Origin of the sequence: Parendozoicomonas haliclonae (genome assembly GCF_900174585.1) — a bacterium.
Lineage (GTDB): Bacteria > Pseudomonadota > Gammaproteobacteria > Pseudomonadales > Endozoicomonadaceae > Sansalvadorimonas > Sansalvadorimonas haliclonae.
Genome location: NZ_FWPT01000009.1, coordinates 203,616 through 218,542 on the forward strand (window position 1 = coordinate 203,616; position 14,927 = coordinate 218,542).

General features: G+C 54.4%; 11 protein-coding genes. 8 read left to right on the forward strand and 3 right to left on the reverse strand.

Annotation, left to right across the window (positions count from 1 at the left end; all coding sequences use genetic code 11):
* Positions 1-40: 40 nt before the first annotated feature.
* On the reverse strand, positions 41-1,096 hold the full coding sequence (locus EHSB41UT_RS18680) for an AraC family transcriptional regulator (protein ID WP_165767325.1): 1,056 nt from the start codon (positions 1,094-1,096) through the stop codon (positions 41-43).
* A 290-nt stretch (positions 1,097-1,386) separates the two neighbouring features.
* Between EHSB41UT_RS18680 and EHSB41UT_RS18685 the strand changes: the two genes are divergently transcribed.
* The 3 genes from EHSB41UT_RS18685 (at position 1,387) to EHSB41UT_RS18695 (ending at position 5,216) form a co-directional block, all read left to right on the forward strand.
* The gene (locus tag EHSB41UT_RS18685; protein ID WP_087112378.1) at positions 1,387-3,111 is read left to right on the forward strand and encodes a DUF1800 domain-containing protein; all 1,725 of its coding nucleotides are present in this window, start codon (positions 1,387-1,389) and stop codon (positions 3,109-3,111) included.
* On the forward strand, positions 3,108-4,532 hold the full coding sequence (locus EHSB41UT_RS18690; RefSeq protein WP_207626698.1) for a DUF1501 domain-containing protein: 1,425 nt from the start codon (positions 3,108-3,110) through the stop codon (positions 4,530-4,532). Before EHSB41UT_RS18685 ends, EHSB41UT_RS18690 begins: the two co-directional genes overlap by 4 nt.
* A gap of 102 nt (positions 4,533-4,634) precedes the next feature.
* A complete protein-coding gene (locus EHSB41UT_RS18695) occupies positions 4,635-5,216 on the forward strand; it encodes a TetR/AcrR family transcriptional regulator (RefSeq protein ID WP_087112379.1) in 582 nt (193 codons plus the stop codon).
* 42 nt (positions 5,217-5,258) lie between these two features.
* On the opposite strand, the gene EHSB41UT_RS18700 is transcribed toward EHSB41UT_RS18695, so the two are convergent.
* Together EHSB41UT_RS18700 and EHSB41UT_RS18705 are read right to left on the reverse strand one after the other, a co-directional pair.
* Positions 5,259-6,398, reverse strand: a complete 1,140-nt coding sequence (locus EHSB41UT_RS18700; RefSeq protein WP_207626699.1) for an NAD(P)/FAD-dependent oxidoreductase — start codon at positions 6,396-6,398, stop codon at positions 5,259-5,261.
* Positions 6,398-6,562: a rubredoxin gene (locus EHSB41UT_RS18705; protein ID WP_087112381.1), complete on the reverse strand. Its 165-nt coding sequence runs from the start codon at positions 6,560-6,562 to the stop codon at positions 6,398-6,400. Before EHSB41UT_RS18705 ends, EHSB41UT_RS18700 begins: the two co-directional genes overlap by 1 nt.
* Before the next feature lie 195 nt (positions 6,563-6,757).
* On the opposite strand from EHSB41UT_RS18705, the gene EHSB41UT_RS18710 reads away from it, so the two are divergent.
* The 5 genes from EHSB41UT_RS18710 (at position 6,758) to EHSB41UT_RS18730 (ending at position 14,883) form a co-directional block, all read left to right on the forward strand.
* Entirely contained in the window at positions 6,758-7,942 is a 1,185-nt protein-coding gene (locus tag EHSB41UT_RS18710; RefSeq protein WP_087112382.1) for an MFS transporter, read from the forward strand.
* A 52-nt stretch (positions 7,943-7,994) separates the two neighbouring features.
* Entirely contained in the window at positions 7,995-10,085 is a 2,091-nt protein-coding gene (locus EHSB41UT_RS18715) for a 3-hydroxyacyl-CoA dehydrogenase NAD-binding domain-containing protein (protein WP_087112383.1), read from the forward strand.
* Positions 10,086-10,178: 93 nt separating this feature from the next.
* Positions 10,179-11,366 (forward strand): acetyl-CoA C-acyltransferase, encoded by a 1,188-nt coding sequence (locus EHSB41UT_RS18720; protein ID WP_087112384.1) that lies wholly within the window; start codon positions 10,179-10,181, stop codon positions 11,364-11,366.
* A gap of 16 nt (positions 11,367-11,382) precedes the next feature.
* Entirely contained in the window at positions 11,383-13,161 is a 1,779-nt protein-coding gene (locus EHSB41UT_RS18725; RefSeq protein ID WP_087112385.1) for an acyl-CoA dehydrogenase C-terminal domain-containing protein, read from the forward strand.
* A 36-nt stretch (positions 13,162-13,197) separates the two neighbouring features.
* Positions 13,198-14,883: an AMP-binding protein gene (locus EHSB41UT_RS18730; protein ID WP_087112386.1), complete on the forward strand. Its 1,686-nt coding sequence runs from the start codon at positions 13,198-13,200 to the stop codon at positions 14,881-14,883.
* Positions 14,884-14,927: the final 44 nt, after the last annotated feature.

Below are 14,927 nucleotides of genomic sequence, written 5' to 3' on the forward strand. Positions count from 1 at the left end.
TTCGGTCGGGACGTGCCTCCCTTCTCTGGTGTGTCTTTCTCTAAAACGGTTCATGCAATGGGTGCGGGCTGTTTTCCATATACTCCCTCGGGTTTTGTCCGGTCCAGCGTTTAAACGCCTTGCGAAAGCTGGCGGTATCGGAAAAACCCAACAGAGCAGCTATGGATTCGGTATCAAGGGTCGAGTTGTGCATGTAATCCAGCGCCTTGCGCTTGCGATCCTCGTTATAAAGCTCCCGAAAATTGGTGTTTTTCTCCGCCAGTTTGCGCCGCACGGTACGGGCGGAGATACCCAGGCTTTCGGCCACGCTTTCCAGAGTTGAGATAGACCCTTCCTGGTTAGCCAGCAACTCCTGAATCTGGATAACCGTATCCCGGGTGCGGTAGGAGTCGATCTGTTTCTGCTTTTCGTGGCAGAGGTTTTTGGCAATCCGGTAGTTGATCGGGTTGCTTTTCGGCAGCGGCATGCGGAGAAAGGCGTCACCGATAATGTAATAGCTTTCCTGGCAGTTGAAATGCACCGGGCAGCGGAAGAACTCCTGATAGAGGTCAGCATAGGCCGGAGGCGGGTAGGCCAGACCAACTTCCTGAAAGTGAAACGGGGAGTCCAGCAGATCTTCAATAATCGCATGAGTTCCCATCAGGAAGACTTCCATCAGAAACACCTGATCAATAGCCGGGTGCACATCGGCACATCGTGCCAGTTTGACCCGCAGGCCGTCACGGATGCGGGCAATAATGTAGTCATAGGGGCTGCGGACAATATGCCGGTAGTAATTGGCGACGCCCAGGGCATGGTCAATATCCCGGGCGCTGCTCATCGCCATGCCCAGCACGCCCCAGCGGGTAATATCCAGTGAGCTGCCAACCAACAACCCGATGTGTGGGTGCTGGCTTAACCGGTACACATTCCGATAGATAATGTCGAACTGTTCCCACGACAGTAGAATATTGATATCCGACAGGCAGGTCTCCGGCAGCCCGGTTCCCATCAATAAACTGGAACGGGAGATGCCTTCTTGACTGAGCAGTTCATCAATACGCTGCAACTCATTGCCGGGGAACAATGGCTGCTCTTTAAATACACGGGAAGCCATAGGGGAATCCAACCTGATTTTTGTTCTCGTTATATGCGGCTCTGAACGTTCATTGTGTGCTGCTTTATAGAACGACACAGTGAGACTGTTCACAGAATCCACCATACATTCTGAACCAATAGCTAACTGCAATTGAATAAAGTTGTCAATTCGGATCATATATCTTAGTATTTTGTCGTCATTGATAAAATACTGCGTGTAAGGAGGGGGCTTCCCCTTATCACTTCACCTTGTCGGGCCGTTCATCGCTGATAGGTAAGGCTCGCAAGACCACCGAAGGAGTATATTGCGTGGAAAATAACAAGCAGGAAGCTGCCCGTTTCCTGATGCAGGCGACGCTCGGGGCGGACCTTGAGACGATCAATCGGGTGGCGGAAAAGGGGATCAGCAAGTGGCTGGATGAGCAGTTGGATGCCCCATTAGCTGCGGATGATCGCTTTGCCAAAAAGACCAATGCTATCTGGCAGTCTTTCCGTAAGCGTCTGGTGCAGGCTTATGGTCAGGATGCACTGGACGGTAATGGCAATAATCCGGCCCTGCCTTACCAGTGGTATTTCCGCATGGCCTGGTGGGACAAGAATCTCTCCGGCAAAACCGAAAACTTGCTCCGGCACCGGATCGCTCAGGCGCTGAGCGAGATTCTGGTGATTTCCGAAAACTCCCAGTTGGAACTGGACGCCGTATCCATGGCCAGCTTCTACGACATTCTTTATGTGAATGCTTTTGGTCAGTACACCGATATTCTCTACGATGTCTCGATGCATCCGGCCATGGGTGTCTATCTCTCCCATATGAATAACCGCAAGGCGGACCCTGAGCGTAATATTCACCCAGATGAAAACTATGCCCGGGAGATTATGCAGCTGTTCAGTATCGGTTTGTTTGAACTTAATCGTGACGGCAGCCGGGTCAAGGATAGTCAGGGTCGAGATGTCCCGACCTACGATAACCGCGATATCAAGGAGCTGGCCCGGGTCTTCACCGGTCTGAAAGCCGCCAGCTACCTGTACGAATGGAATACCAGTACCTTCCCGTATAACGGTTCAACCATCGATTTTGATGATGGCGTCAGCAAAACTTATAAGACCATTCCGTTTGTCGATATGGTTAAGCCGATGGTGGTGGATCCGAAGTTCCACGACACCGGCAGCAAGACTTTGCTGAAAGGCCGTATTAACCTGCCTTCCGGTCAGTCTGGCACAAGAGATATCCGGGATGTGGTCAACGCGCTGGTGGCTCATCCAAGCACAGGCCCCTATATTGCCCACAAGCTGATTCAGCAGTTGGTGACGTCTAACCCTTCTCCATCCTATGTACAGGCCGTGGCTGAAGCGTTTGGCGATCAGGGTGATATGAAAGCGGTAGTGAAGACGCTGCTGACCCACCCTGAGGCGCGCCAGCCGAAGAAACTGAAGTCACCTTTGCTGCGCACAACCCAGTTGCTGCGAGCATTCCAGGCCAAGAATAAGTCCGGCAAGCTGTGGTTGACCGGTGATGATTTGAAGGAGAGTCTGGCCCATCATCCGATGGCGGCTCCCACGGTCTTTAACTTTTATAAGCCTGACTACGCACCTCACGGCCCGATCGATAATGCCGGGCTGGTGGCACCGGAGTTTGAGTTGCACAACTCAGCGACCTCCATCGCCTATGTCAACACCATGTACAACTGGTTCTTTGGTGAGTACTACCCGCTGGTCAGCACCAAAATCAGCATGACTGATACCAACATTCCTGAGCTGGAACCGGATGTGCTGTTTTCCTATAAGCGTGACCAGCTCAACCTTGATTTCAGTGAAGAGCTGGTACTGGCCCGCCGTCGTGATTTCGATGGGTTGATTGACCGGGTCAGTCTGCTGCTGAACGGTACGGCGCAGTGTGAGGTGCGCGAAGATATCAAGACCGCCATCGCCAACTATCCCCGCAATCCAAAGTGGGTGGTACAGACAGTTGCTTTCCTGATCTCGATTTCACCACAGTTTGCCGTACTTGATAACCAGCAGGAGGGCGCAGCATGAGCAAGGTAAAGACTCCCGGACATGCGTTGGTTCAGAAAGAGCTGTCCCGTCGTAAGTTCCTGCAGCATGCCGGAATCGCGATGGCTGGTTCCGGACTGTTTATGTCCAGCTATTCTGGTGCTTCCCTGTTTCGTGACAGTAACGGTGCGCCATTGAATATTACCCGTCAGGATCGGGCCATGGTGTTCATCATGCTGGATGGCGGTAATGACAGCTTTAATATGCTGGTGCCGACGTCTGACAAACACTATGCCGAATACAAACAGTCCCGCAGTAATCTGGCCCATAACAAGGCTGATCTTCTGGGTCTGGACGGTTTTACCGACAAAAGTGGCCGCACCTTTGGCCTGCATCCGTCCATGAAAGAAGTACAGGGCCTGTTTAATAACCAGAAGCTGTCTTTTGTTGCCAATATCGGTCCGATGATCGAGCGGGTGCAAAAGGAGCAGTTCTATGCCAACAGCGTACGCCTGCCGGTTGGTCTGTTGTCCCATGCCGACCAGTTCCGGCACTGGCAAACCTCTCGCCCGGGTGAGCGGGTGAACCGGGGCTGGTTCGGCTCTTTGGCTGACAGTCTGCAGTCTGGTGCGGCCGCCAGCGATATTCCCATGAATATCTCGCTGGCCGGCAGCAATATCATGCAGGATGGCCTGAAAAACACCAGCTATGCCATTACCGACAAGGGCAGTATCGGCATGGTGTTCAAGGATCAGGACGCCGAGTTTGACCGGATTCTGCAGCGGGGCGTGGATAGCATTCTGAACAGGCAGTACAGCGATCCGTTCAAGCAGACCTATGCTGCGCAGACCGCCCGCTCCCAGGGGCAGCATGAAACCTTCAGTAAGGCGTTGAACGGTGTGAATGTGAGTACCGCGTTCTCGGATACTCCACTGTCCCAACAGCTTCGTATGGTGGCGCGTACCATCAAGGCGTCCAGTGCCCTGCAGCTGCCACAGCAGACTTTCTTTATCCGTTACATCGGCTGGGATCACCATGATGAGTTGCTGAGTAATCAGGCCGGCATGCTGAAGATCGTCAGTCAGGCGCTGGGTGAGTTCCAGAGCGCGCTGGACGAATTGAGCATTGCCGATAAGGTCGTCACGTTCACCGGTTCCGACTTTGGCCGTACTCTGACGTCTAATGGCAATGGTACCGACCATGGCTGGGGTGGCAACACCATGGTAATGGGCGAGCCGGTTCAGGGTGGTCAGGTGTTTGGTGAGTTCCCGTCGTTGAAACTGGACAGTGATCTGGATGTCGGGGACGGGGTGTTGATCCCAACCACCTCAACGGACGAGTTGTATGGCGAGCTGGCCATGTGGTTTGGTGCCCGTGAGGCGGATCTGCCAAAGCTGTTCCCGAATATCGGTAATTTCTACCGCAACGGTGCTTATAAGCCGCTGGGTGTTATCCAAAGCTGATTACCCCTTCTCTCCGCTCCCTGTGGATTTTGGCCTTGCGGGGGGCGTTAGAGATGTCTGTTGTGAAATGTTTTAACTGTCGTGTGAGCTCAAAGGTGGGCGATGGCAAGACCAAGCAAAAAGAAAGAGCGAACCGAGCAGGTCATGCAGGCTTTTCAGCGCTGTGTGGCCCGTTATGGTCTGGAAGGCACTACTCTTGAGCGGATCGCAGAAGAATCCGGGCTGCAGCGCAGTCTGGTGCGTCACTTTGTCGGTAACCGTGAAGATATGGTGCGCCAGCTGGCCGAGTGGGTGCAGGAGCGTTCTGATCAACAGTGGCGAGAGCTGCAGGCGGCGCTGCCCCAGCATAACCGGGTGCAGGCGCTGCTGATGTATCTGTTTGATTATGACTACACCGACTCAGAATTGATGATGCTGGTGGCTTCCCTGACGTTTGCTGCCGGGCGTGATGAGTATCTGCGGCAGGTCATGCAGGTCTGGGTGGTGCAGTTCAGTCAGGAGTTGAAAGACATACTGCACCATGATTACCCCCAGGCCAGTGAGCAAAATCTGGATGCAGTCGCATTCGGTCTGACCTCCCTTTACCTGAATCTGGATAGCCTGCAGCCGTTGGCTCTGGTGAATCAGTACCGTGATGCAACCCGTGATGCCGCCATGCTGTTGGTGGAAATTCTTAAGGGTTAAGAAGGGCTAAAGGCTGATGAGTGCCTTCAGCCCTCAATGCGTTTAAATCAGTGCCGGCAGTTGCCGGGTTAACTGTTGCTTCTCTGCCACTTTATTTCCGGTCAGGGCATAGCCCAGCAGCTGCTCACCCTGCTGGAACAGTGCCTTGATATTCAGGCCATCACTATCAATGATCCATTCTCCCTGGCTGCCCGCAGCAGGCGGTGAAACGACCACCGGGCACACTGGTGTTTTAATCATCACCGGCATCGGACCATAGCTTACAGTAGTTTCGACGCCGGTCAGAGTTTTGGCCAGCGCCCGGGCGCAGCTCATCAATGGCATCACATATTGCAGATTCAGGCCTTCCACTTCTGCACAATCACCCAGGGCATAGATGTCCGGGTGAGACGTCTGCAGGGTGTTATCTGTGGTGATACCCAGGTTAGTGCTCAGGCCGGCGGCTTCTGCCAGCGCTGTTCTTGGGCGCAGGCCAACGGCTGACAGTACCAGATCAGCAGTCAGGCTTTTGCCGTTCTCCAATTGCACAGTCAGTGCTTGATCGTTGTCGCTAATGGCAGTGATGGAGGTTTGCAAATGAAAGGTGGTGCCATGCTCAGTCAGAGCCTGTTGGACGGCAGCAGCAGCTTTCTGAGGAAGCAGGGTTGGCATCACCTGATCACAATTGGCTACAACTTCGACATGATGGCCGCCATTGCCCAGATCGTTGGCAAACTCGCAGCCAATCAAACCGGCACCCAGAATCACAACCCGGGCCTGTTCCGGGAGCTGCTCCCGAAAACGACTGTAGTCTTCCAGGTCATTGACCGACAGGACCTTATCAGTATCGCCCTCCAGAGGGATCTGGATCGGAGCTGCGCCCAAAGCAAGAACCAGCTTGCTGTACGACAGATGCTGACCATTGTTGAGGGTGACCTGTTTCTCCTGAGGGTTGATGGCACTCACTTCGGTTTGGGTCAGTATCTCGGCATTGAGTTGTCTGGCCATGGTGGCAGCATCCTGCATGGCCAGCTCGTCAGCGGTTTTGGCTTTGGTAAAGCCGGTGGAGAGCATGGGCTTGGAGTAGTTGCGGCCATCATCGGCGGTAATAAACGTAAGCGGCAGTGTTTGGTCGAGCTTGCGCAGCTCCTTGCCCAGGTTGTAACCGGCCAGTCCGGTTCCCAGGATAATGACGGGATCCATCAGACCTCCACCATCTCAAACTCATCCTTGCCCACGCCGCAGTCCGGGCACAACCAGTCTTCCGGGACATCGGCCCAGCGAGTGCCGGGGGCGATACCTTCTTCCGGCCAGCCCTGGGCCTCATCATAAATAATGCCGCAGACGACACACATCCAGGTTTTCATAGAGTCACCCTGTTGTTTTGTTTATGGGTCTGACGAGAGTATCTGGATAAGCGGGTGTACTGAAAACAGACAGACAGGCCATCTGCGGGTTCCTTTGGGCCACATGATCCAAAACGGCCGTTGCTGTTATTGATCCTCTCTCTTGCCCTCCATTACTTTGAGAAGCACTTGAGAACAACAATAAAAGGCCCGTCTATGTCGAGATCACTGTTTTGGAACACTTTCTGGGGCGCCATGATTGTTGGCGGCATTGGTGGAATGTACCTGGTAAGCGTGACCCAGATTGTCACCAGTATGGTGAGTGAGTGGGGCTTTAGCGACCAGCAGGCCGGAATGGCAACAACCATGCACACCCTTGGATCTCTGCTTGGGATGATCTATATCTTTTTCTGGATTGACCGTCTGGATATCCGCAAAAGCATGCTGGTTGCGCTGGTGGCCACAGCTATCTGTGAAGGTATTGTCGCGTTGAGTGGTGATCCAACGGTCGTGATCAGTATACGTCTGTTTGCTGGTATTGCGTCCGGCATGGCGTTCTCCATGGGGCTGGCGCTGTTAGGCTATCTGCCCAACAGTGAACGGCTGTTTGCGTTGGCGATGGCTGCCAGTTTTGTCACGGCCGTAATCTCACTCTCTCTCTGGCCTACCTTGCTGGAGTGGTGGGGGCTGGAAGGTATCTTCTGGCTTTACAGTATTACCACGGTGCTCTGTCTGCCGTTTATTCGGCTGCTGCCCATTTCTGTAAAGGTGTTTGAGTCTTCGTCGGATCCTATGGAGGAACTGGGGCTGGCTGATCTATTCCGGGGGGCTCCGCTGGTGATCACTCTGGCCTATCTGTTGTTCTATGTCGGTAATACTGCGATCTGGACCTTTGCTGCCCAGATCGGTACTGGTCAGGGCTTGCCTCTTGAAGAGGTAACCGAGCTTCTTTCCCTCAGTCTGGCCGCCGGCTTTTCTGCTTCCCTGCTTGCCACATGGATTGGTAATCGCATGGGTTACTCCATCAGCCTGTTGATCGGCATGGGGGTGATTTTCGGCAGCAGCTTCTTCATGTTTGAAATTACCGATGGCAACAGTTACCTGCTGGCTTTTGCCCTGTTCAACTTTGGTTTCAGTTTTGCCATTCCATACTTCCAGGGGGTGCAGTCAACCCTGGATCCCAGCGGTCGTCTATTAATTATCGGTCTGATGACCGTCTCTGCCGGATTCTTCTTTGGTCCGGCTCTAGCTTCCCTGCTGCTCGATGGCAAGGGCTACGACAACCTTTACTGGATGGGTGCCGCCTGTTTTGGTCTGGCGCTGGTCGCAGTGCAGCTTGTGGTGCTGCGAGGTCTGGGCAAAGAGGGACAGAGTGCTGGCGTCAGCCAGACCGCGTCCTGACACGCCAGACCATTGATTACCTAACAAGAATGAATAAAGGCATTACATATCCATGAGTACGAGTGTTGATTATCAGAAGCACGATTCCATTGCTCTGATGACTCTGAATTGCGGCCCGGTGAACAGTCTGGGTCTGGCTCTGCGGACCGAGCTGTTGAATCATTTTCGATCCGCCACCGAAGACGAATCGATCAAGGCAATTGTGATTACCGGCAGTGGTCGTTTTTTCTGTGCCGGTGCCGATGTGACCGAGTTTGATAACGGTAAAGCCTTTGCTGAACCCCGTATTCCCACGGTTTTTGATGAGATTGATCGTTGCCCCAAGCCGGTTATTGCTGCCGTTAATGGCACGGCGTTAGGAGGTGGTCTTGAACTGGCACTGGCCTGTGATTACCGCATTGTGCACAGCAAGGCGCAACTGGGTTTGCCGGAAGTGAATCTGGGCATTATTCCCGGTGCCGGCGGAACTCAGCGTCTGCCCCGCCTGATCGATCTGGAGCCGGCGGCACGCATGATTATGGGTGGCAAGCCGGTGACTGCGGAAGAGGGTAAAGCCATTGGTCTGGTCGATGCCATCTCCAACTCCGATGAGTTTGTGCTGGGAGCTCTGACCTTCGCCAGAGAACAGGCAGCCAGGGACCCCAAAGGAAAAAATTATGAAAATGCTGTCGTTAATTATGATGGTGATACTGATGCTTTGCTGAACCGGTATCTGGAAAAGCTGCATCCCCAGCGCAATATGGCGCAACTGGCCTGTGTTTCGGCACTGAAGGCAGCCTGCAAGCTTCCCTTTGCAGAAGGGCAGAAGGTTGAATGGGAGCAGTTTGGTCAATGCCACGCTGCGCCCCAATCGCGGGCTTTGCAGCATCTGTTTTTTGCCGAGCGGCAGGCGACGCGGGTCGAAGGCGTTTCCCGTACGACCCAGGCTCGTGAAGTTGGCAAAGTCGCGGTTATTGGTGCTGGCCTCATGGGCGGAGGTATTGCCATGTGCTTTGCCAGTGCCGGTATCCCGGTCACGCTGCTGGAACTCAATGATGAAGCCCTGTGCAAGCGCATGATTGCCCTGAAAGCCAGTTATCAGCGTTCCGTTGATAAAGGACGGCTGTCGCAGGAGCAGGCGGATCGGACCATGTCTTTAATCTCCAGCACCAGTAGCTACCAGGATCTGGCGGATGCCGATCTGGTGGTCGAGGCCGTGTTTGAAAGTATGGAGGTCAAGCAACAGGTCTTCCGTCAGCTGGATGATGTCTGCAAGCCCGGTTGTATCCTGGCCTCCAATACCTCCACCCTTGATCTTGATGTGATTGCCGCCTGTACTGCGCGTCCTTCCGATGTGATTGGTCTGCATTTCTTTAGTCCGGCCAATGTGATGCGTCTGCTGGAAATCGTACGGGGCAAGGCGACGGCTCCGGAGGTGCTGGCAACAGCCTTGCAGGTGGCCAAAAGGATTCGGAAGCAGCCGGTTGTCGTTGGTGTCTGCTACGGATTTGTCGGTAACCGCATGGTGGCACCGTATTCCCGAGAGGCGTTCCGGATGATTCTGGAAGGTGCTGCGCCGGAGCAGGTGGATCAGGCACTTACTGATTTTGGTATGGCGATGGGCCCGATTTCCATGGGAGATATGGCCGGTATTGATGTTGGCTGTGCGGCCGCCAAGGCCAACCAGCACCAGTGGGCTGATGATGATTCCTATCAGGCTCTGCAGTTTGCTTTGCAGGAGCAGGGGCGTTTGGGGCAGAAGACGGGAGCCGGCGTCTATCGCTATAAGGGCCGGGAAAAAATTAATGATCCGGAAACTATCCAACTCAGCATTGAGCTAGCCGGTCAACATGCTATTACCCGCCGAGAACTGAGCAGCGACGAGATACTGGAACGCTGTCTGTTTTCTTTGATCAATGAAGGTGCCCATATTCTCGAAGAGGGTATAGCGGCCCGTGCCAGTGATATCGATCTGATTTATGTGAACGGTTATGGCTTCCCGGCCTGGCGGGGCGGCCCCATGCACTATGCCAATGAGATAGGTCTGGACAAGGTGGTTGCCAGATTAAATCGCTATCGCACGATGCTGGGGGCTTATGGCGAACTGTGGTTCAAGCCGGCCCCACTGCTGGAACGATTGGCTGCTGCCGGGAAAACCTTTTAGAACACCAGCGTTTAAAGAACAACAAGAGTGCAGGGCAATAGTCCGCTCTGCCATCAAAACAACAACATCCGCTCGTTAGCAAGGGATACCATTATGACTCGCGAAGCTGTCATTGTTTCCACAGCCCGTACCCCGATCGGCAAAGCCTTCCGTGGCGCGTTTAATATCACCAAATCACCGACCCTGGCCTCGTTTGCTATCAAAGAAGCTGTGGCCCGTGCCGGCGTTGATCCGGCCAAAATTGATGATCTGATTATGGGGACGTCTCTGCAGTCTGGTACCTCCAGCTGGAACCTGGGTCGCATGTCGGCACTGGCCTCCGGCCTGCCACGCAGCGTCTCCGGCCAGACGATTGATCGCCAGTGTTCCTCCGGCCTGATGTCGGTCGCCACTGCTGCCAAACAGATTATTACTGACCGTATGGATGTGACTGTTGCTGCCGGCCTAGAACAGATCTCCATGGTGCAGAACACCCATCTGGACTGGGTGATGAACCAGAAGGACGACACGGTACTGGCATCCGAACCCAACGCTTACATGCCGATGCTGGAAACCGCCGAGTTCGTAATCAAGAAGTACGGCATCAGTTGTGAAGCTCAGGATCTGTATGCTCTGCAGTCCCAGCAGCGTACTGCCGCTGCTCAGCAGGCGGGTCTGTTCGCTGACGAAATCATCCCGGTGACTACCACCAAGATGGTTAAGGATCGTGAAACCGGCGAGATCTCCTATCAGGAAGTGACTCTGAGCCTTGATGAAGGCAATCGTCCATCAACCACGCTGGAAAGTTTGCAGTCATTGAAGCCGGTTATGGAAGGTGGTTCGGTCACGGCGGGTAATGCCTCCCAGCTTTCCGATGGTGCTGCCGCGTTGGTGCTGATGGACAGCAAATATGCCGAGCAGAACAACCATGAACCACTGGGTATCTACCGCGGCATGATGGTCTCCGGTCTGGAGCCGGAAGAGATGGGTATCGGTCCCGTGACCGCTGTTCCCAAACTGCTGAAAGCCCACGGCCTGACCGTTGATGATATCGACCTGTGGGAACTGAACGAAGCCTTTGCCTGCCAGGTGGTTTACTGCCGTGATGTGCTGGGTATCGATAACAACAAGCTGAATGTGAATGGTGGCGGCATTTCCATCGGTCACCCGTACGGTATGACCGGTGCCCGTCAGGTGGGTCATGTGCTGCTGGAAGGTAAGCGCCGGGGCGCCCGTTACGCAGTCGTGACCATGTGTGTGGGTGGCGGTATGGGGGCAGCCGGCCTCTTTGAAATCGTATAAACGGGAGTGAACGACAATGCCTGATTATAAAGTTCCTCTGCGTGATTTTGATTTTGTGATGAGCGAAGTGCTGGGTTTTGAACAGCACTATGCCTCGCTGCCTGGTGGAGAAGACGCCACGCCAGATATGGTGAAGGCGGTGCTGGAAGAGGGCGCTAAATTTGTTGAGGGTGAGATTGTGCCCCTCAACCGCAGTGGCGATGAAGAGAGTGCCCAATGGAATGACGGTGTGGTAACCACGCCTGAGGGTTTCAAGGCCGCGTATGACAAGCTGGTGGAAAACGGCTGGTGTGGTCTGTCCCAGCCCCAGAAGCTTGGGGGGCAGGGCTTGCCGAGTTCTTTGAACACTGCCTTCTACGAAATGCTCGCTGGCAGCAGCCTGAGTTGGGCAATCTATCCGACCCTGACCTGGGGTGCGATAGAAACCATGGCTGCTCATGCTCCCGAAGAGCTAAAGGCAAACTATCTGCCGCCTATGGTGCAGGGACTCTGGTCTGGCACTATGTGCCTGACGGAAGCCCACTGTGGTTCTGATCTGGGTTTGTTGAAAACCCGTGCCGAACCGAATGAAGACGGCAGCTACAGTCTTACCGGCAGCAAGATCTTTATTACCGGTGGTGAACACGACCTGACCGAGAATATTGTCCATATTGTTCTGGCCCGCCTGCCGGATGCGCCCGAAGGTGTGAAAGGGATCTCATTGTTTGTGGTGCCCAAGTACAACGTCAATGCTGACGGTTCCCTCGGCGAGCGTAATACCGTGAGCTGCGGTTCCATCGAACACAAGATGGGCATCAAGGCCAGCGCCACCTGTGTGATGAACTTTGATGGCGCCAAGGGCTTCCTGATCGGGGCTCCGAACAAGGGCATGGCCTGTATGTTCACCTTTATTAATGAGTCCCGTTTGGGGGTCGCTGTTCAGGGGCAGAGTACCGCTGAGCACTCCTTCCAGGGCGCGCTGGCTTACGCCCGTGAGCGCCTGCAGATGAAAGGTGTTCCGCGCCACTCTCCAGCCAAGCCGGCAGACCCTATTATTGTTCACCCTGATGTACGACGCATGCTGCTCACCCAGAAGGCGATTGCCGAAGGGGGGCGGATGTTGAATATGTATTGCGCCAAGTTGGTGGATCTTAAGCACGGTGGCACGGTGGAACAGAAGGCGGATGCCGAACAGCGTCTGGCCATGCTGACCCCGATTGCCAAGGGTTTTCTGACTGAAGCGGCTCAGGAAGCCACCAAGGAGGGGATTCAGGTCTTTGGCGGTCACGGCTTTATCCGTGAGTGGGGTATGGAGCAGCTCAGCCGGGATGTGCGTATTACTGCCATTTATGAAGGTACAACCACCATCCAGGGGCTTGATCTGCTGGGTCGAAAGATTCTACCGGGCGATGGTCGTCTGCTGACTCTGTTTACCAAAGAGATCAGCGACTTTGCCAGCCAGCAACTGGATAACCCGGAATTGGCATCCATGGCCCAGGCCCTGATTGCCAAGGTGGAGCTGTGGCAGAGCCTGACTGGCGAGTTGTCTCAGCGTCTGCAGGATGCCGGCCCCAATGAGTTGAATAGTGCGGCGGTCGATTATCTGATGTTCTCCGGCTATATGATGCTGGGTTACTTCTGGTTGCAGGCAGCCGCTGTCGCTTCCAAGGCGGAGGGTGACTTCTATACCGCTAAGGTTCAGACCGCCAACTTCTACTTCAAACGTCTGCTGCCGCGTACCACATCACTGGCGGAAACCATTCGTGACAGTGCCGACACCCTGACCGCCATGGATGAGGATGCCTTTGTTTTCTAAGCAAGGGTTCTAATAAGAATAAAGAAAAGGTGACCGATGATTACAGACTTCTGGAGTAACAAGCGCCCCGCAGGCTTCTCGGAAACAGTCGATTTCCAGCAGTACAACTCACTGCAGGATGTGATAACCAAGGCTTTTTCTGAATTTGGTGAGCGTCCGGCGTTTACCTGTCTGGGCAAAACTGTCACCTATGGCGAAGTGGACAGGCTGAGTCTGGCCTTTGCTACCTGGTTGCAGAACCACACCAGCCTTAAGCCCGGTGATGCGTTTGCTATCCAGCTGCCCAACCTTCTGCAGTATCCTGTGGCGGTTTACGGTGCTCTGCGAGCCGGACTGGTGCTGGTGAACACCAATCCGCTGTATACCCTGACGGAGCTTAAGCATCAGCTGGTCGACTCCGGAGCTAAAGCAATTATCTGCCTCGAAGCCGGTCTGGAATTGGTGGCTGAAGCTTCCGCCGAAGCACAGGTCGAGCAGGTTATTACGACCGGTGCGCTGGATCTGGTGGCTGGTTTCAGTGCCGGCACTGGCAAGGTCGTTGATGGATTAGTCGTAACCACGCTTGGTGAGGTGCTGAGTGCTGAGAATCCGCAGCCGTATATCACCCCGGAAGCGTCCTCCCAAAGCTCCCTCTGCCTGCTGCAGTATACCGGCGGCACCACAGGTGTGGCCAAAGGAGCCATGCTGACCCATGGCAATATTATTGCCAATGTCGTACAGATGTGTGACGGGGTTTATCAGGAAGTGAACGACGCTGGAGAGCTGTTGATTAAACCGGGTGAGCAGGTCGTGGTTGCACCGCTTCCGCTCTACCATATTTACAGTTTTACCATGAACCTGATGCTGTATCCGTCCCGTGGGGATCATACCATCCTGATCCCTAACCCCCGGGATATTGATCAGTTTATAGATGCTATTCAGCCATTCCCGTTTACCCTGCTGGTGGGGTTGAACACTTTGTTTGCAGGGTTGATGGCTCACCCTCGCTTTAAAGAGTGTGACTTTTCCCGCTTCAGCATGACCCTGTCCGGTGGTACCGCGCTGCAGCTGGATATTGCCCGACGCTGGGAAGCTATGACCGGCTCACCAGTGATTGAAGGGTTTGGTCTGACCGAAACTTCGCCGATCGTCTGCTCTGGGCCGCTGGGAGAGGGCAGGGTGAAGCCGGGTTCTGTCGGTATGCCGGTGCCGGCCACTGAGCTGAAAACCGTGCGGGAAGATGGCACCACCGCCGGGGTTAATGAGCCCGGCGAGCTGTGTGTGCGAGGACCGCAGGTGATGGCCGGTTACTGGCAGCGTCCGGAAGCTACAGCTGAGGTGATTGATACTGAGGGCTGGTTTCATACCGGCGACGTGGCGGTGATTGATGAGGCTGGCTATGTCAGTATCGTTGATCGCCTGAAAGATATGATTCTGGTCTCCGGCTTTAATGTCTATCCGAATGAAGTAGAGAATGTGGCCAGTCACTGCCCGGGTGTGCAGCTCTGTGCAGCGATTGGTGTACCGGATGATAAAACCGGGGAAGCGGTTCGGTTGTTTGTGGTGAGAAGTGATGCTGCCCTGACCGAAGAGACGGTTATTCAGCATTGTCGCCAGCACCTGACCGGTTACAAGATACCGCATCAGATTGTATTCCGTGACAGCCTGCCGATGACGGCGGTCGGCAAGGTTCTACGCAAGGAACTGCGTAAAGAGGCGCAGGAAGTCGCTGAAGCGTTGTAACAGAGGACATGATCTGACCTTGACGGTCAGGTCATGTTTTTTTA